We start from the raw sequence: 16,398 nt of genomic DNA, 5'->3' as shown, positions 1-16,398 counted from the left end.
GTCGTTTATGGAAGAGATTCGTTCCCCGGTGGGGCGGCCGGACTTCAAATCCGGTAAGGGTCGTCAGACGATCCTTGGTGGGTTCGACTCCCACTCTCTTCCGCCAATTCCATCTGACATGACACTGGATTTGTTTAACGCCTGACTATAGCCCAAACCGCTCTGACTCAGGCAAAATGCATGGATGTCAGAAATAATAGATACCCAGCCGCTGGCCCTGGTGAATGGCGAGCCATTCACCGACTTGCCGCAGGATTTGTACATTCCGCCGGATGCCTTGGCGGTATATCTCAATGCGTTTGAAGGTCCGCTCGATCTGCTGCTATATCTTATCCGCCGCCACAATCTGGATGTGCTGGATATTCCGATGGCCGATATCACGCGCCAGTACATGGATTATGTAGAATTGATGCGTAGCAGCCGGCTGGATCTGGCGGCGGAATACTTGCTGATGGCGGCCCTGCTGATCGAAATCAAGTCGCGCATGTTGTTGCCGCGTCGGCTGCAAGAGGATGAAACCGGGGAGGTGGAAGATCCACGCGCCGAACTGGTACGGCGCCTGCTCGAATACGAGCAGATGAAAATTGCTGCACAAACGGTCGAAAACAAGCCACGTGAAGGCCGTGATTTCGAGGTGATTGCGATATGGGGTGAAGAGGCAGGTAAATTGTTGCCTCATGTCGAACCGGGAGATTTGCGCGCCGCCTGGCTTGGTCTTGTTGCACGCGCCGGTGCGCACCGTCGCCATACTGTGGGCCGTCAGGAACTGTCGGTACGCGAGGCAATGGGGCAGATACTGGATGCCTTGCAGACCGGTGATTTCCTTGAGTTTGCCTGCTTGTTTGACCCCGGTAAGGGCATCCCGCATCTGGTGGTAACGTTTCTCGCCATCCTCGAACTTGCGCGCGAACGCATGGTTGAAATCACTCAGAGCGCCGCCTTTTCACCCATTTATATCCGTTTATCACATGCCGATCAATAATATTTCAGAACTCAAAATCGTCCTGGAAACCGCGCTACTTTCCTCGAGAGAGCCATTGTTAATCAATGATATGCAGCGTCTTTTTGAAGAGGAATTGAGTATCGAGTTTTTGCGTCGCGCACTCGATGAGTTGCGTGATGACTGGCAGGGAAGGGGGGTGGAGCTGGCGCTGGTGGCATCCGGCTGGCGTTTTCAGACGCGTCCCGAATATCAACATTTTATCAACCGTCTCAACCCGGAAAAGCCTCCAAAATATTCGCGTGCCGTGATGGAAACCCTCGCCATCATTGCCTATAAGCAGCCCGTGACACGTGGCGATATTGAAGAAATTCGGGGTGTGACGGTGAACACCCAGATTATTAAAACACTGGAAGAGCGCGACTGGATCAAGGTCGTCGGTCACCGTGATGTACCGGGACGGCCTGCCCTGTATGCGACGACCAAACAATTCCTGAGTGACCTCAATCTGCGTGCGCTGGATGAATTGCCGCCATTGGTCGAATTGGGATCTCTGGTGGATCCCAATCCGCATAGTGGTGAACTCAATCTGGCTGAGCTAATAGAACAGGCAAGCGACGATTCGCCGGTATAATTAGCGCATAGCTGCGTTCCTGCTGCACTTCCGGACTACACTCTCATGCCATCTTCCCCGATTCGTCCACCTAAAAAATCCCGTGCAAAGCCTGCGTCGCCGATCCGCCGTCCCCTGGCGCCGGAGCCGGTCAAACCACGTGTGCAGAAACCAAGCACTGTGCCTGAAATCAGCGCAGAACCCGAAAACGACGCGCCTGCATCGCAAAAGCTGCAAAAAGTGTTGGCAGGTTCCGGGTTGGGATCACGCCGCGATATGGAGACATGGATTGAAGCGGGACGAGTTTCGGTCAACGGTACTGTGGCCACGCTCGGCCGTCGGGTATCGCCGGGCGATCGTATCCTGGTGGATAACCGGCCAGTCAAGCTGAATCTGGAAGACGAACTGCCGCGCGTGTTGATCTATCACAAACGCGAAGGCGAAATCGTCAGCCGCGACGACCCGCAGGCGCGCACCACGGTATTCGAGGAATTGCCGCGCGTGCGTAATGGCAAGTGGATCGCCATAGGCCGACTGGATTTCAATACCGAAGGCCTGCTTATTTTTACCACCAGTGGCGATCTGGCCAATCGCTTGATGCATCCCAGCTTTGAAGTGGAACGTGAATATTCGGTGCGTATCATGGGCGAGCTCAGTCAGGAGCAAATGCGCAGCATGACCGCCGGAATCCAGTTGGATGATGGACCTGCCCACTTTGAGCGCATCGCCGAACAGGGGGGAGAAAGTTCCAACCGCTGGTATCAGGTGATCATCAAGGAAGGCCGCAATCGCGAAGTGCGACGCATGTTCGAAGCCATGGGGATGATGGTAAGCCGTTTGATCCGGGTGCGTTTCGGCATGGTCAACCTTCCGCCGCGGGTAAAGCGCGGCCAGATGCTGGAATTGGAATCGCAGCAGGTCGCAGCAATCCTGAAATGGACGGATTTACCTGTTCCGGAAATGCTGCCGCAGAATCGCCCGCAAGACAAGAAACGCTAGAACCTTGATTTTGGCCACCCGGTAATATTTCCGGTATGGGCTGAGGATACGCGCTGAAGCTATTTGCGCTTTTGCGTCATGCGCGCAATCACGCCTGCCGCCCAATCGCGTCCACCCAAGCCAAATGCCAGTGCAAATGCCAGCCCTACGGCACCAAAACCAATAATAAATGCGGCTGTGAGCAATTCGCGGCCGATATTGAGTTGTTCCAGGGCAACAAAAAATACAAAAATCAGCGTTGCATATTCTGAAATGGTGCTGATGGTCAACGCCCCCTGTACACCTATGTTGCTAAGATAGGCAAAGATCAGGCGATTGATGAAGCGCGACAAGATTGCCCCAAGTACCAGGACGAATATGGCAACGATGATATTGGGTATATACAGAACGATACGGTTGAACAGCTCTGCTACGATATGCAGGCCCAGGCTATTGGATACCGTGACAATGACAATCAGGATAATCAGCCAATACATTAATCCCGCCAGTAGTCCGCCGAGAGATACCTCGAGCTGACCTTGTTTGAGAAAAGCTTCGATACCCGAACGTTCTGATAGCTTGTCAAACTGCAGTACGTGGAGCAGCTTGACCATCCCCGCGCGCACCAGCTTGGCCACCAGCCAGCCTACAAACATTAACACCAGGGCAGCCATTAACTGCGGTACAAAGGCTGCCAGTTGTGTCCAGAATGAAGTGATGGAAGCGAGAAAAATATCAAGCTGTTGCATGGCAACTCCTTAAAAAATGATCTGACATTTTACAAATTGTTCTGTGTGCAATTTGTAAAATAAATGAGGGTTCAGAGATGGGTTACTTGTTTACTCTACCAGCTGGTTCTTGATGGCGTAATGGGTTAATTCGGCATTATTGTGCAGTTTCATTTTTAATAATAAACGTGAACGATACATGCTGATCGTCTTGACTGAAAGCGTTAGCTCATTCGCAATGTCGCTGACCGTTTTGCCCGATGCGATCATCGTTAAAGTCTGATATTCACGATCGGAAAGTAGTTCGTGCGGGGGTGTTTCCTGTGCGTCATCGAAGTGATTCGCCAGTTCCTGGGCGAGTTCGGCAGTGATATATTTTTTACCGGCAGCAACCTGGCGGATGGCATTGACCAGTTCCGCAGGAGCGCTTTGTTTATTGAGATAGCCCGATGCGCCGGCTTTGAGCGAGCGGATGGCGTATTGATCCTCGCGGTGCATGGATAACATGAGCACAGCAATACCTGGGGATTCCTTTTTTATCTGCTTTAATACTTCGATGCCGCTGCGGTCAGGCATGGAGATATCCAGTAACAGCACATGACAGCCGCTTTTTCGGGTCGACCGGATGGCATCCAGACCGTTTTCTGCCTCGCCTGCCACGATGATGTCTTTGGTGTCGGCGAGTATCTGTTTCAAACCTTCACGTACGATTGCGTGATCGTCCGCGATAAACACCTTGATTGCTTTCGTTACTGTCATAAGGCTACCTGGCTAGTACTCGAAGTCAAATCCTGTTGATTCTTTCTCTTTGAGATTATCCCGCATTCTCTCATGTTGTGGATAACGGGATTTTGATGCGTACCAGACTCCCGCCTGCAGCAATCGGACTTATATGGAGTTTCCCGCCCAGTGCATTGGCACGTTCCACCATGCCGCGTATACCAAAGGATTTCGGCTTCATTCGGTCGGCTGTGTTGATGCCTCGTCCATTATCGGCTACTTCCAGGTCAACGCAGCGTTTGCTCAAGGCGAGCTTGACGGTCACTCGGCTGGCATGCGCGTGTTTGGCAATATTGGTCAAGGCCTCCTGAAAAATCCGGAACAGAGCTGTAGCCTGGTCAGGATCGAGTTGAATTTCTTCGCAGTTCGAAGAAAAACTGCAGGGTATGCCAGCTTGTTTCTCGAACTCCTTGGCGTGCCACTCTAGCGCAGCTACGATGCCAAAGTCCAGCACGCTGGGACGCAAATCTGCTGCAATGCGATGCGCAGATTCTATACTGCGATCCGCCAGTGCCTCCACGTAATGGGCTTTTTCAAGCAATTCAGGCGTCTCGGGCAGGCGCCGGATCAGTAAAGCCATTGCCATTTTAATGGCAGTCAGGTTGCCGCCCAGATCATCATGAATTTCGCGGGCGATACGAGTGCGTTCCTGTTCCTTGACCAGTTCGATATGTGCAGACAATTCGGCAAGTTGTTCTCGGGAACTGCGGATTTCGTGTTTTTCCAGTCTGCTTTGAGTGATATTGGTCATTACGCCATCCCATGCAACGCCTGGGCGTTCATGCGACTGATCGATGGTGCGGGGAGTGGCTCGCAAGTTGATCCATTTGGTGTCCTTCCATTTTTCAATCCAGATTCTGCCCTCCCAGTTCCACGCTGAAAGGGTGCGTGCCGAAGCCATCATTGAATCAATGTAGGAAGGCATATCTTCCGGCAGAATCAAATCGGCAAATAGCGTGGGATCACTACGTAACTGACTGGGAGTAACGCCAAGCAGCGCGTGACAGCCGTCGCTGAGATAAGGAAAAGAAATTTCTCCATTGTGTTGGCGCACGAACTGATAAACCAGGCCAGGCATGTTTGACACGATTGCACGAAAGCGCGATTCGCTTAGTCCCAAAGCCTGGGCAGAGGCAATTGAGGCAGTCTGGTCATTGCCAATCGCAATAATCATCGAATGCGATAGAAACACTCGAAAACTGATGGGGTAGGTAGTACCATCGCGGCGTACCAGTGTTAACTCAAGCGGGACGTATTCAGCATTGCTTGTACGCAAGGGCTGTAATGCTTCGGTCAGCTTTTTTTCAGATAGGCCGCGGGTTACATTAAGCATGGTCATGCCTGCCAATTCAGCGGCACAGTACTGTAGATTGAGATATGCGGCGTCATTTGCGTGAACCAAATACAGCGTGTCACAATCCATTACATAAATCTCGCTGAGCGAGCCATTCATGAGAATGGGCAGCCAACGAGGGTCTGGTATGTCTATGAATGTATTATTGTTCATACGGAATGAATTTTAGAAAGCTCAAGTCCTAGTTAGGTACGGTATTGTTCGATTGTCAGTATAAACGCTTGTCATCCGTGATGGTCCGGTTAACCCTTTTCTATTTAGAAAGTATCTATGAAACTGATTGCATCCTTGACCAGCCCTTTTGCCCGAAAAGTACGCGTGGTGCTGGCGGAAAAACATATTGAATGCGAATTGGTGGTGGATATTCCATGGAACGAGGATAGCCACGTCCCCGATTACAATCCACTTGGGAAAATCCCTGTGCTGCTACTGGATGACGGCACCGCTCTCTTTGATTCAAGGGTGATTGTGGAATATCTGGATAACGTTTCACCCGTGGGACGTATGTTTCCTCAGGATGCGCACAGTCGCATACTGGTGAAACGTTGGGAGGCCCTGGCAGATGGCATCTGTGATGCAGCCGCAGCAATTTTTATCGAAAAAAAGCGTGCACAGGATCAGCAAAATCCTGAATGGATAATCCGGCAGGAGGGAAAGATTTTTCGCGGTCTGGAAACTTTGGCGGAATATTTGGGAGAGAAGCCCTGGTGCATGGAAACGGGATTTTCCCTAGCCGATATTGCCGTGGGGTGTGCTTTGGGCTATCTGGATTTACGCTTCGCCGAGAAGATAAAATGGCGCGAGGGTTACCCAAACTTGGCTCGGCTCGCAACAAAGTTAAGTAGCCGTGCTTCATTTAATAGTACAGAGCCGCCAGTTTAAATGAAATCCTCCCCGACTGGGGAGGATAGGTTTGCCGCACAAAGAGGAATTACGATCTCATCACGCTTAAGCCGCTGTGTTGAGTCGATTCCAGGCGAATCTCAAGGCTTGATATAGTTGTAGCCATGCTGCTGGAGTTGCATGATTCGAATGATGCCGCCTGGGACGATCACTGATTCCGGAGCCAATTCAGGAACATGTCCCAATTTTTTTGCCATACCTTGCAAGGTGACATTGCAGGCATCAAATTCCACACCTTGTGCATCAAGGGTCTGCAGGCGCTTGGCTACCGGGGAGTCCTTCAACAGCATTTTAAGACCAGGACCGTAAGCCACGACAACGATCTGTACTTTATCCTCGCCGAAATATTGGAGCATGTTGGTGGCATTGTTCAGTGTCAGATTCCATAATTCAGGATCATCCTGGCTTACCTGCAGTACAGCATGGTGCTTGGCGAAAGGCAGGTCATGTATGAGTTTCGGGTGATCATAGGAATATCCTTGCAGAAGGGACTGAGTAGCGCCAGCGCCCAAGGAGAAAAACAGCGTGGTTGCGAATAGGGCGATTTTCACTTTATTCAAGTTCATTGCGGTGCCTTTCGATATGTCAGGTTAATATTGCAAATGGGGATATCCCTGTTTCGACTGCGATGTGTTGCCTCGTGCTACTGAATGCGTGTCTCACTCAGTCTTTTGCTGATTTTGGATCGAGTAGAAGACGCATGCTTGTTGCTAGGGCTTGATATACTGCCACCCCTGTTTTTGTCTGTTTACAATATGGACGGCGCCAAATGGTACCACGGTGATGTTAGGTGCCAAATCACTATCCTTCAAGTGTTCTGACTTGAGGGATCTTCCGCAGGCAATAACTTTAATTCCTTCGCTTTGTACTTTCTGGATTAGCGGCACCTCGTTGCTAAAAGCAGTAAGGAGTTTCACGCTGGGCCCATAGACCACAATCTCGAATTTTGCCTTGGTCAGGACTTCATGCATGTTGGAGGCGAGTATCAGGGCACGTTTGAAATCGGCGGCATCATTGCCATTTGCCTGGACCACTACCCCTTCGGAAACAGGGCCGTCATGTGCAAATAGCGCATTACTCAGACCAAAAAACAGCAGCAGTGCAAATATGACTTTCTTCATCTCCAACTCCTTTTTTATTTTGTTCTAAAAGCATTAATGATTGATACGAGCAATCATACATCTTTGCTATATGGCCTAATATAGACAAATTGCACTATAGAAATATTCCATGGCAAAAGGAATATTTCTGGAATGGAATAGATTGATAGGATCCAACGTCTACTTAGTTATGAAGCACTTCAATACAAACATTACTGGTCTTTTCAGGGTATGAGTTTATTATCTTTGCTGATTGGCGATGGAAGTTTGCGCGTTCAACTCAAGGAACGGCGCACGCGTTTATATCGTGTTGCCTACTCCTGGTGCCATGATCGTTCATTGGCCGATGATTTGGTGCAAGAGGCGCTCACTCGCGGATTGGCCCGGCTACATCAGTTGCGCGACCCGGCTCAGCTTGACAGTTGGCTGTTCAAAATTTTGCATAACTGCTGGCGCGATTGCTTCAGGTGTCAAAAAACCTTTCAGGATGTTGACGAACTGGAAGACCATCACTATGCCCATGACGAAACCCCCGAGCATATCCATTCACGTAGCCAGATAGTTGATCGGGTACGCGCCGCGGTTGCGCAATTGCCGATAGGCCAGCGTCAAGTTCTGACGCTGATTGATCTGGAAGGGTTCAGCTACAACCAGGTGGCCGAAATCCTTGAAATTCCGGTAGGTACAGTGATGAGTCGCTTATGCCGTGGACGCCAGTCCTTGAAAGCGAAACTGGTTGAGTTGTCACCCCAGATAAAAACGGGGACGCTGAGGAGCGTAAAATGAAGCCGGAAATCTCCCAGGAGCAATTGAATGCGTTTATTGACGGCGAACTGGATCTGGTTGAAAAAGATAGGCTGTTTGTTGCGTTGGAGAAGGATCCGGAACTCGCTCACCAGCTATGTGCATTACGTGCCGTCAAGGAAATGGTCAGTCACGGTTATGCAGAACCGCCTCCCGCATACCAGAAAAACAGGGCACGCCAATTTGGTGCATCGCACTATTTGGCAACTGGCATGGTGCTTGTGTTAGGGCTTGCCATAGGCTGGTTTGGGCGCGACTGGAATAATCCACAGCGACCAGCACAACCCGCCCTGAATCAGGCCGGAATGCAGCGCCCGGTCAGCTTGGCGGGCATCAAGGCAGACACCCGAAAAATTGTTTTGCACGTAGATTCTGATCAGCCAGTCAAATTAAAAACTTTGCTGGATGATGTGGACTATCTGCTTCAGCACGAGAGAATTATTGGGCAGCCTGTTCAGGTCGAAGTGATTGCCAATAGTTATGGCCTCGACCTTTTGCGTGCCGACGCCACTCCCTATGCCGCTCGAATCGAGAAGCTTGCGCGTCAGCATACCAACATCAGTTTTGTTGCTTGCGGACAAACCATGCGCCGCTTGAGTAAAGAGGGCGTTAAAGTCAAATTGCTTCCCGAGACCCGTGTTGCACCGACCGCCGTTGGAGAAATCATCAACCGTCTGCAGCATGGTTGGACCTATATCAAGGTTTAACCCACTTATATTTTCTTTATCCGGTTGTATTGTCGCTTTTAGCCAACTAGCATAAAGCCATGTGTGTTTAGCAGCATGTATGGAGTCGACGTCAATCGGAGAGAAGTGAATGAAGCAGATCGGGATGCTGGGGTTGGGGAAAATGGGTGCCAATATGGCGCGGCGCCTGGCGCGTGGAGGCACGGTTGTCCATGCCTGGAATCGCAGTCACGATGTTGCGCTGAATCTTGCGCAGGAACACCCCAATGTCTTGGCACAGGGTTCTCTGGCTGATCTGGTGGCTGGACTCGCAGCGCCGCGTCTGGTCTGGTTGATGTTGCCTGCCGGGCGGCCAACGGAAGACGCGCTTGAGGTATTGTTGCCACTCTTGTCACCCGGCGACACCGTAGTGGACGGCGCCAACGCTTATTACAAAGATTCCCAACGCCATGCAGCGCAATTGACGCAAGCAGGCTTGCATTTTATGGATGCAGGCGTCTCCGGCGGCATATGGGGACTGCAGAACGGCTACGCCTTGATGGTGGGGGGCAGCGCAGAAGCGCTTGCTGCTGCAGAGCCTTTCATTAAAATTCTTGCCCCGGCACCCGATGCCGGTTGGCTGCATTGCGGTGCTGCGGGAAGTGGTCATTTTGTCAAAATGGTACATAACGGCATCGAATACGGAATGATGCAGGCACTGGCCGAAGGGCTGGCTTTGATGAAAGGCAAGCGCGAATTCGATATTGATCTGGCTGCGGTGGCTGAAATGTGGCGCCATGGCAGTGTGGTGCGCTCGTGGCTGCTGGATCTGGCTGCCGAATTTTTGCAACGTGATCAAGCTCTCGATGATATTCAGCCGTATGTTGCCGATTCGGGTGAAGGGCGTTGGACGGTGCTCGAATCGGTTGAGCAGGGCACGCCGGCACCGGTAATGTCGATGGCATTGATGATGCGCTTTGCATCGCAAGGGCAAGGCGACTACGCCAACAAGCTACTGGCGATGATGCGCATGGGATTTGGTGGCCATGCGGTGAAGGAAGGTGATGCATGAGCGAGACCGTAATGTATCCGTGTAATTTTGTCATTTTTGGTGCCACTGGAAACCTTGCCTCGAACAAACTGATACCCGCGCTGTATCGATTGGAACAGGCGAAACGTTTGCCCGAGAATCTTACGTTTATTGCTTTTGGCCGACGCGTTTGGGACGACAAAATGTGGCGCGAACACGTCATGGCACTGTTGCATGACAAAATCCTGGATCGCGGCGCTGAGGATGTTTGCGCGCGTTTTGTGGCGCGTTTCAATTATCTGCAAGGTGAGTTGGGTGAAGTGGAATCCTACCAGCGCCTCAAGGAGGATCTGGGTAAACCCAAGGCAGGCGTGTGTTCCAATGTGATATTTTATCTCGCAATCAAACCCACCGATTTTTCCTCAGTAATCAAAAACCTGGATAAATCCGGTCTCAGCAAACCGCGCGGAATGCATCGAATCGTGGTGGAAAAACCCTTTGGCGAGGATATCGAGTCTGCTCAGTATCTCAACGAGTTATTGCATCGCCATTTTGACGAACAGCAGATTTTCCGCATTGACCACTATCTGGGTAAGGAAACTGTACAGAACCTGCTGGTGTTCCGCTTTGCCAATACGCTTATCGAGCCATTATGGAACCGCAATTTTATCGATCATGTGCAAATTACGGTGGCGGAAACGGTAGGAATCGAAAATCGCGCCGATTATTATGATAAGTCAGGTGCTTTGCGAGACATGCTGCAAAATCACTTGATGCAATTGCTAACAGTGGTGGCGATGGAACCACCGCCGGCGCTGGAAGCGGATGCGTTGCGTGATGAAAAAGTCAAAGTGCTGCGCTCCATCCGCCCAATACCCCGGCGTTCTGTGCATGCCCATGCTTTCCGGGCACAGTATGCGCCGGGCGCTATTGAAGGTGCTGCAGTACAGGGTTATCAGCAGGAGTCCGGCGTCGAACCAAATTCGATTACTGAAACATTTGTTGCGGCCAAATTCTACATCGATAACTGGCGTTGGCGTGGTGTGCCGTTTTATCTGCGCACAGGTAAACGACTTGCGGATCAAACATCCATGATCGCGCTGCGTTTTCGACATCCGCCTCAGCAACTGTTCCGCGAAACTCCGCTAGAGACCATAGACCCGAATTGGATCGTACTTTCTATCCAGCCGGAAGAAAGCATGCGCATGGAAATCCAGGTCAAGCAGCCCGGTCTGGATATGGATACGCGCATGATGCAACTCAATGCCAGCTATCGGCAGACCCATGAGGCGCCGCTGGATGCCTACGAAACCCTGTTACTCGATGTGATCGAAGGCGACCGTACGCTGTTTATTCGTTTTGACGAGGTAGAGTGGGCGTGGCGCGTGGTCGACCCTATTATCAAATACTGGGCGCAGGAACGTGATTTCATTCACACCTATCGTGCAGGCAGTTGGGGGCCGCAGGAAGCCAACCGTCTGTTCGATTCGGAAGATCAGGAATGGCGCAACGCGCTTTGATTTAAATCGCTGAACAGCTATTGCTCATCATCGACAGGTTGCTCGATTTTGGGGCGCTTGTTGATATTGACTGTGGCAACGATTTCTTTCGTCTTGCGCAGCAGTTTCAATTGAGCCGTTTGACCAGGCGTTTGCGCCGCAATCAATTGCAACAGTGAAGTGGAATCCTTTACAGGTTTGCCGTTGACGTCAATCAAGACATCCCCTGGTTTGATACCCGCCAAATCTGCAGGGCCGCCTTTGAGTATCCCGGCGATAAGCGCGCCATCGGTGCTTGGCAATTTGAATGATTCGGCCAGTTCTGGCGTCAAATCCTGGACTTCAACCCCGATCCAGCCGCGCGTCACAGATCCATGTTTGATAATCTGGTCCATGATCTGGACAACCAGACTGACCGGAATGGCAAAACCGATACCTTGTGAGCCGCCGGTACGTGTATAGATAGCACTATTGATACCAATAAGATTGCCTTGCGCATTGACCAGCGCGCCACCTGAATTGCCGGGGTTGATGGCGGCGTCAGTCTGGATGAAGTTTTCAAAAGTATTGATGCCAAGGTGCGTGCGTTCGAGCGCACTGATAATACCCATCGTGACAGTCTGACCGACACCGAACGGATCACCAATAGCCAATACAAAATCGCCGACATTGCCTTTATCCGGCTGGGCGAAACTGATGGCAGGCAATCCGGTAAGATTGACCTTGAGGACCGCAAGATCAGTCTCTGGATCAGAGCCCACTACCTTGGCAAGTACCGTACGTCCGTCATGCAGCGCAACCTGAATTTCATCCGCAGCTTCGACAACGTGATGATTGGTAAGGATATAACCATCCGAGCTGACGATAACACCCGAGCCGAGATTGTTGACTCGCTGCGAACGTGATGTGGGGTGGTCGCCAAAAAAACGTTTGAAGACGGGGTCGTCAGCCAGTGGATTACGGGGTAAACGCACTTCCTTGCTGGTAAAAACATTCACCACAGATGGAATGGCTTTTTTGGCTGCCGCACTTAACGAATCGATCTGTGCGCCGCCACTGCTCGGCGCCGCTACTTCGCGAATGGTGATTCCCGGGCCATTATTTACGTTACGCCAGGTGAGCCAGTCAGACCTGAAAATAACGACTACAAAAAGCACGCCGAGCGCGATGGTGGTGCTCTGAGCAAAAACTAGCCAAAACTTCCGCATTATCAAATACACCTATGGATTAAAACAGATTACTGAAAATTATACAGGACAGATAAGGACGGAATTTCAGGCCAAAAATTTAAATTGTCGTTTAAATGCGGGCAGGGGCTTTATGTTTCAAGCCAGTTTTGGTTAAAATAGCGGTTTTGCAAGTCTGTAGTCACCTAAACAGGGATCGTTTATGAGCAATCAGCAAGTGGATCGTAGCAAGCGGCGCTTCCTTATCGCTGCCACTACTGCCGTTGGTGGAGTGGCAGGTGTCGCCGTGATGGTGCCTTTTGTCATGAGTATGCTACCGAGCGAGCGTGCCAAGGCAGCTGGTGCACCGGTCGATGTAGACATCAGCAAGTTGGAGTCTGGTATGTTGCTGGCAGTCGCATGGCAGGGCAAACCGGTGTGGGTAGTCAACCGCACCAAGGAAATGCTGGCCAGACTGCCTAAAAATGACTCGTTTTTGCTGGATCCAAAGTCAGAACAGCCGCAACAACCCGAATACTGCAAAAACGAATGGCGCTCCATCAAGCCCGAATTTTTGGTGGTGGTTGGCATCTGCACTCACCTTGGTTGCTCTCCTACCTTCCGTAAAGAAGTGGGTGCCGCGGATCTGGGCGCGGATTGGCCCGGTGGCTGGCTCTGTCCTTGTCACGGTTCCAAGTATGACCTTGCAGCTCGGGTGTTCAAAGATGTGCCGGCGCCCCTGAATATGGATATCCCACCATACAAATTTGTCAACGACAACCTGATCCTGGTTGGTGATGACAGTAAAGGAGCGTAACGAATGAGTACCATGCAAAAATTTGTTGGCTGGATAGATGAGCGATTTCCATTAACAGCCAACTGGAAAACGCATTTGTCCGAGTACTACGCACCGAAGAATTTCAATTTCTGGTACTTCTTTGGTTCGCTGGCACTGTTGGTATTGGTGATGCAGATCGTTACCGGCATTTTCCTCACCATGAACTACAAACCTGATGCTGCCCTGGCATTCATGTCGGTCGAGTACATCATGCGTGACGTGGACTGGGGCTGGCTGATCCGCTACATGCACTCCACCGGCGCTTCGATGTTCTTCGTGGTGGTGTACCTGCATATGTTCCGTGGCCTGATGTATGGCTCATACCGCAAACCACGCGAATTGATCTGGGTGTTCGGCATGTTCCTCTACCTCGCATTAATGGCCGAAGCATTCATGGGCTACTTGCTGCCATGGGGCCAGATGTCGTACTGGGGTGCGCAGGTGATTATTTCCCTGTTTGGCGCAATTCCAGTAATTGGTAATGACCTGTCACTGTGGATACGCGGCGACTTCGTGGTGTCTGATGCCACACTGAACCGCTTCTTTGCTTTCCACGTGATTGCGCTACCGCTGGTGCTGGTAGGTCTGGTCGCTGCCCACATCATCGCCTTGCATGAGGTGGGCTCGAACAATCCGGACGGTATCGAAATCAAGAAGCACAAAGACCCTGTCACCCACATTCCGCTTGATGGCATTCCTTTCCATCCGTATTACACGGTGAAGGACATCATGGGGGTGGTGGTGTTTCTGATGATATTTTCGGCGATTGTCTTCTTTGCGCCAACATTCGGTGGCTGGTTCATTGAAGCAAATAACTTCATTCCTGCAAACCCACTGAAAACGCCTCCGCATATTGAGCCGGTATGGTATTTCACCCCGTTCTACGCCATTTTGCGCGCCGTGCCGGATAAATTCCTTGGTGTTGTGGCGATGGGTGCATCAGTGGTGATCATGTTCTTCCTGCCATGGCTAGATCGTTCCAAAGTTAAATCAATCCGTTATCGTGGCACTTTATACAAGAGCTTCCTGACCGTGTTTGTTATCAGCTTTATTGCACTGGGTTATCTTGGCACACAAGGTGTTACCGTGCTTACCACGAATCTGGCGCGGGGATTTAGCGTGATTTATTTCGCCTTCTTCCTGTTAATGCCCTGGTATACCAAGATTGACAAGACCAAACCTGAACCGGAAAGGGTGACTGGATAATGAAGAAGTTTCTGTTTGCGCTACTGTTTGTGCCTCTGCTTGCCTTTGGATCGGAGGAGAGCGTCCATCTGGATAAAGCGCCAGTCAACCTCGAAGACTACGCGTCACTGCAACGTGGCGCGCGCATCTTCACCAACTATTGCCTGAGTTGTCACAGTGCCAATGCCATGCGCTATTCGCGTCTGGAAGATATTGGTCTGACCAAAGATCAGATCAAGAATAATCTGATGTTTGCGAGTGCCAACGTGGGCGATACCATGAGCATTAGCATGAGCCCTGTAAATGCCCAGGAATGGTTCGGCGCCGCTCCTCCGGATCTTTCCGTTGAGGCGCGAGCTCGCACCCCGGACTGGTTGTACACTTATCTGCGCAGCTTCTACCTTGACGATACCCGCCCCACCGGCTGGAACAATACGGTATTCGAAAAAGTGGGGATGCCGAATGTCCTCTGGAGTTTGCAGGGTGAGCAGGTACTTAAAAAGAGTGCCGACGCTCATGATGAGAATGCTGCCCCAGAATTCGAACTGGTCAAGCCGGGCAAGATGAGTCAAGTCGAGTACAACGCCATGGTTGGCGATCTGGTCAATTATTTGACCTGGATGGGTGAACCCATACGGACCACCCGTCAGGAGTTAGGAATAGTGGTGATGCTGTTCCTCGGGGTATTCTTTATTCTGGCTTACTACCTGAAGAAAGAGTTCTGGAAGGATATTCACTAAGCTCCACCATACATTCCATCATTGTTTTCACGGCCGGCGGTACTCCGCCGGCCATGTCATTTTCAGGGTAAAGCATCATGATGACTTTGTATTCCGGCAATACCTGCCCTTATAGCCAGCGCTGCCGTATCGTTCTATTCGAAAAAGGCATGGATTTTGAAATCATCGACGTGGACTTGCACAACAAGCCCGAAGATCTGGCGCTGATGAATCCCTACAATCGTGTTCCAGTATTGGTCGAACGCGATCTTATTCTGTATGAAGCGAATATCATCAACGAATACATCGATGAGCGCTTTCCGCATCCGCAACTCATGCCGGCCGACCCGGTAATGCGCGCACGGGCACGCCTGTTCCTGTTTAATTTTGAACAGGATCTTTTCAGCCATGTGCATGCAATAGAGCACGGCAGCCAGAAAGCAGCGGAAAAAGGGCGTGCGATGGTGCGCGACAGCCTGACCCAGATAGCCCCGATTTTCGCCAAGCAGAAATACATGCTGAATGATGATTTCTCCATGCTTGACGTAGCCATTGCTCCCTTGCTGTGGCGGCTGGATCATTACGACGTCCAGCTACCGCGGCAAGCCGCCAATCTGCTTAAATATGCCGAACGAATTTTTAGCCGGCCTGCATTTATTGAAGCACTGACACCTAACGAAAAAGCGATGCGCAAGTAATGCCATCCACCACGACCAAGCCTTACTTGATCCGTGCCATTTACGAATGGTGCGTGGACAATGGCTTTACTCCCCATCTCTCGGTTGCAGTTGACCAGAATACGCGAGTGCCAATGGAGTTTGTCAAGGAAGGCCAGATCGTGCTTAACCTGTCTGCCAGCGCGACCCGAAATCTCACCATGGACAATGACTGGGTGCAGTTTTCCGCCCGGTTTGGCGGAGTTTCGCGCGAGCTGCACATTCCCATATCGGCAGTGGTTGGTATTTTTGCCCGGGAAAATGGGGAAGGTATGGGTTTCGCCGTAGAAAAACAAACCGATATATCAAGTCCGCCCGAAACAGACCCACCAAAACCCACCAAGCCAAGTCTTAAAATCGTCAAATAAGTGGCGGTTTGC

Annotated in this window: 19 protein-coding genes and 1 tRNA gene; 14 read left to right on the top strand and 6 right to left on the bottom strand. The window is 51.1% G+C overall.

Annotated features, from left to right (window positions below; all coding sequences use genetic code 11):
• Positions 1-9: 9 nt before the first annotated feature.
• The 4 genes from EI185_RS11515 (at position 10) to rluB (ending at position 2,552) form a co-directional block, all read left to right on the top strand.
• Positions 10-106 (top strand) — tRNA-Sec (locus EI185_RS11515).
• Positions 107-184: 78 nt separating this feature from the next.
• Positions 185-982 (top strand): segregation and condensation protein A, encoded by a 798-nt coding sequence (locus EI185_RS11510; protein ID WP_124705300.1) that lies wholly within the window; start codon positions 185-187, stop codon positions 980-982.
• Positions 969-1,574 (top strand): SMC-Scp complex subunit ScpB, encoded by a 606-nt coding sequence (scpB, locus tag EI185_RS11505; protein ID WP_124705299.1) that lies wholly within the window; start codon positions 969-971, stop codon positions 1,572-1,574. The genes EI185_RS11510 and scpB overlap by 14 nt, the downstream gene beginning before the upstream one ends.
• A gap of 45 nt (positions 1,575-1,619) precedes the next feature.
• Positions 1,620-2,552: a 23S rRNA pseudouridine(2605) synthase RluB gene (gene rluB, locus EI185_RS11500; RefSeq protein WP_124705298.1), complete on the top strand. Its 933-nt coding sequence runs from the start codon at positions 1,620-1,622 to the stop codon at positions 2,550-2,552.
• Positions 2,553-2,611: 59 nt separating this feature from the next.
• On the opposite strand, the gene EI185_RS11495 is transcribed toward rluB, so the two are convergent.
• The 3 genes from EI185_RS11495 to EI185_RS11485 all read right to left on the bottom strand — a co-directional run bounded on the left by EI185_RS11495 (position 2,612) and on the right by EI185_RS11485 (position 5,372).
• On the bottom strand, positions 2,612-3,280 hold the full coding sequence (locus tag EI185_RS11495) for a mechanosensitive ion channel family protein (RefSeq protein ID WP_124705297.1): 669 nt from the start codon (positions 3,278-3,280) through the stop codon (positions 2,612-2,614).
• Positions 3,281-3,370: 90 nt separating this feature from the next.
• Entirely contained in the window at positions 3,371-4,018 is a 648-nt protein-coding gene (locus tag EI185_RS11490) for a response regulator (protein ID WP_124705296.1), read from the bottom strand.
• 70 nt (positions 4,019-4,088) lie between these two features.
• Positions 4,089-5,372, bottom strand: a complete 1,284-nt coding sequence (locus tag EI185_RS11485; protein ID WP_223247797.1) for a sensor histidine kinase — start codon at positions 5,370-5,372, stop codon at positions 4,089-4,091.
• 291 nt (positions 5,373-5,663) lie between these two features.
• Between EI185_RS11485 and EI185_RS11480 the strand changes: the two genes are divergently transcribed.
• Entirely contained in the window at positions 5,664-6,275 is a 612-nt protein-coding gene (locus EI185_RS11480; RefSeq protein WP_124705295.1) for a glutathione S-transferase, read from the top strand.
• A gap of 101 nt (positions 6,276-6,376) precedes the next feature.
• Here the strand turns inward: EI185_RS11480 and EI185_RS11475 are convergent, their stop codons facing one another.
• Both EI185_RS11475 and EI185_RS11470 read right to left on the bottom strand, forming a co-directional pair.
• Positions 6,377-6,862, bottom strand: a complete 486-nt coding sequence (locus EI185_RS11475) for a DsrE family protein (protein ID WP_124705294.1) — start codon at positions 6,860-6,862, stop codon at positions 6,377-6,379.
• A gap of 144 nt (positions 6,863-7,006) precedes the next feature.
• The gene (locus tag EI185_RS11470; protein WP_124705293.1) at positions 7,007-7,417 is read right to left on the bottom strand and encodes a DsrE family protein; all 411 of its coding nucleotides are present in this window, start codon (positions 7,415-7,417) and stop codon (positions 7,007-7,009) included.
• 210 nt (positions 7,418-7,627) lie between these two features.
• On the opposite strand from EI185_RS11470, the gene EI185_RS11465 reads away from it, so the two are divergent.
• The 4 genes from EI185_RS11465 to zwf all read left to right on the top strand — a co-directional run bounded on the left by EI185_RS11465 (position 7,628) and on the right by zwf (position 11,415).
• Positions 7,628-8,182 carry an RNA polymerase sigma factor gene (locus EI185_RS11465; protein ID WP_124705292.1) on the top strand — a complete coding sequence of 185 codons (555 nt, stop codon included), beginning with the start codon at positions 7,628-7,630 and terminating at the stop codon, positions 8,180-8,182.
• On the top strand, positions 8,179-8,907 hold the full coding sequence (locus EI185_RS11460) for a hypothetical protein (protein WP_124705291.1): 729 nt from the start codon (positions 8,179-8,181) through the stop codon (positions 8,905-8,907). The genes EI185_RS11465 and EI185_RS11460 overlap by 4 nt, the downstream gene beginning before the upstream one ends.
• 109 nt (positions 8,908-9,016) lie before the next feature.
• Complete coding sequence (gene gnd / locus EI185_RS11455) at positions 9,017-9,937, top strand: phosphogluconate dehydrogenase (NAD(+)-dependent, decarboxylating) (RefSeq protein WP_124705290.1); 921 nt, start codon at positions 9,017-9,019, stop codon at positions 9,935-9,937.
• Positions 9,934-11,415, top strand: a complete 1,482-nt coding sequence (zwf, locus tag EI185_RS11450) for a glucose-6-phosphate dehydrogenase (protein WP_189836384.1) — start codon at positions 9,934-9,936, stop codon at positions 11,413-11,415. Before gnd ends, zwf begins: the two co-directional genes overlap by 4 nt.
• A 17-nt stretch (positions 11,416-11,432) precedes the next feature.
• Here the strand turns inward: zwf and EI185_RS11445 are convergent, their stop codons facing one another.
• The gene (locus tag EI185_RS11445) at positions 11,433-12,602 is read right to left on the bottom strand and encodes a Do family serine endopeptidase (RefSeq protein WP_189836383.1); all 1,170 of its coding nucleotides are present in this window, start codon (positions 12,600-12,602) and stop codon (positions 11,433-11,435) included.
• Positions 12,603-12,783: 181 nt separating this feature from the next.
• Between EI185_RS11445 and petA the strand changes: the two genes are divergently transcribed.
• From petA to EI185_RS11420, 5 genes are all read left to right on the top strand, one after another.
• The gene (petA, locus tag EI185_RS11440; RefSeq protein ID WP_124705289.1) at positions 12,784-13,377 is read left to right on the top strand and encodes a ubiquinol-cytochrome c reductase iron-sulfur subunit; all 594 of its coding nucleotides are present in this window, start codon (positions 12,784-12,786) and stop codon (positions 13,375-13,377) included.
• A 3-nt stretch (positions 13,378-13,380) separates the two neighbouring features.
• On the top strand, positions 13,381-14,604 hold the full coding sequence (locus EI185_RS11435) for a cytochrome b (protein ID WP_124705288.1): 1,224 nt from the start codon (positions 13,381-13,383) through the stop codon (positions 14,602-14,604).
• On the top strand, positions 14,604-15,323 hold the full coding sequence (locus tag EI185_RS11430; protein WP_124705287.1) for a cytochrome c1: 720 nt from the start codon (positions 14,604-14,606) through the stop codon (positions 15,321-15,323). The genes EI185_RS11435 and EI185_RS11430 overlap by 1 nt, the downstream gene beginning before the upstream one ends.
• A 77-nt stretch (positions 15,324-15,400) precedes the next feature.
• Entirely contained in the window at positions 15,401-16,000 is a 600-nt protein-coding gene (locus tag EI185_RS11425; RefSeq protein ID WP_124705286.1) for a glutathione S-transferase N-terminal domain-containing protein, read from the top strand.
• Positions 16,000-16,386 carry a ClpXP protease specificity-enhancing factor gene (locus tag EI185_RS11420; RefSeq protein WP_124705285.1) on the top strand — a complete coding sequence of 129 codons (387 nt, stop codon included), beginning with the start codon at positions 16,000-16,002 and terminating at the stop codon, positions 16,384-16,386. Before EI185_RS11425 ends, EI185_RS11420 begins: the two co-directional genes overlap by 1 nt.
• Positions 16,387-16,398: the final 12 nt, after the last annotated feature.

The organism is Sulfuriferula multivorans, from assembly GCF_003851125.1.
Classification (GTDB): domain Bacteria; phylum Pseudomonadota; class Gammaproteobacteria; order Burkholderiales; family Sulfuriferulaceae; genus Sulfuriferula; species Sulfuriferula multivorans.
This window is presented reverse-complemented; position numbering and strand designations above follow the sequence as displayed.

Bases quoted from the DNA above. Each gene is read 5' to 3' on its own strand.
- EI185_RS11510 (WP_124705300.1), top strand. From the start codon at position 185: ATGTCAGAAATAATAGATACCCAGCCGCTGGCCCTGGTGAATGGCGAG.
- EI185_RS11445 (WP_189836383.1), bottom strand. From the start codon at position 12,602: ATGCGGAAGTTTTGGCTAGTTTTTGCTCAGAGCACCACCATCGCGCTC.
- gnd (WP_124705290.1), top strand. From the start codon at position 9,017: ATGAAGCAGATCGGGATGCTGGGGTTGGGGAAAATGGGTGCCAATATG.
- EI185_RS11470 (WP_124705293.1), bottom strand. From the start codon at position 7,417: ATGAAGAAAGTCATATTTGCACTGCTGCTGTTTTTTGGTCTGAGTAAT.
- EI185_RS11425 (WP_124705286.1), top strand. From the start codon at position 15,401: ATGATGACTTTGTATTCCGGCAATACCTGCCCTTATAGCCAGCGCTGC.
- EI185_RS11480 (WP_124705295.1), top strand. From the start codon at position 5,664: ATGAAACTGATTGCATCCTTGACCAGCCCTTTTGCCCGAAAAGTACGC.
- EI185_RS11495 (WP_124705297.1), bottom strand. From the start codon at position 3,280: ATGCAACAGCTTGATATTTTTCTCGCTTCCATCACTTCATTCTGGACA.
- EI185_RS11475 (WP_124705294.1), bottom strand. From the start codon at position 6,862: ATGAACTTGAATAAAGTGAAAATCGCCCTATTCGCAACCACGCTGTTT.
- scpB (WP_124705299.1), top strand. From the start codon at position 969: ATGCCGATCAATAATATTTCAGAACTCAAAATCGTCCTGGAAACCGCG.
- rluB (WP_124705298.1), top strand. From the start codon at position 1,620: ATGCCATCTTCCCCGATTCGTCCACCTAAAAAATCCCGTGCAAAGCCT.
- EI185_RS11465 (WP_124705292.1), top strand. From the start codon at position 7,628: ATGAGTTTATTATCTTTGCTGATTGGCGATGGAAGTTTGCGCGTTCAA.
- EI185_RS11430 (WP_124705287.1), top strand. From the start codon at position 14,604: ATGAAGAAGTTTCTGTTTGCGCTACTGTTTGTGCCTCTGCTTGCCTTT.
- EI185_RS11435 (WP_124705288.1), top strand. From the start codon at position 13,381: ATGAGTACCATGCAAAAATTTGTTGGCTGGATAGATGAGCGATTTCCA.
- zwf (WP_189836384.1), top strand. From the start codon at position 9,934: ATGAGCGAGACCGTAATGTATCCGTGTAATTTTGTCATTTTTGGTGCC.
- petA (WP_124705289.1), top strand. From the start codon at position 12,784: ATGAGCAATCAGCAAGTGGATCGTAGCAAGCGGCGCTTCCTTATCGCT.
- EI185_RS11420 (WP_124705285.1), top strand. From the start codon at position 16,000: ATGCCATCCACCACGACCAAGCCTTACTTGATCCGTGCCATTTACGAA.
- EI185_RS11460 (WP_124705291.1), top strand. From the start codon at position 8,179: ATGAAGCCGGAAATCTCCCAGGAGCAATTGAATGCGTTTATTGACGGC.
- EI185_RS11490 (WP_124705296.1), bottom strand. From the start codon at position 4,018: ATGACAGTAACGAAAGCAATCAAGGTGTTTATCGCGGACGATCACGCA.
- EI185_RS11485 (WP_223247797.1), bottom strand. From the start codon at position 5,372: ATGCTTAATGTAACCCGCGGCCTATCTGAAAAAAAGCTGACCGAAGCA.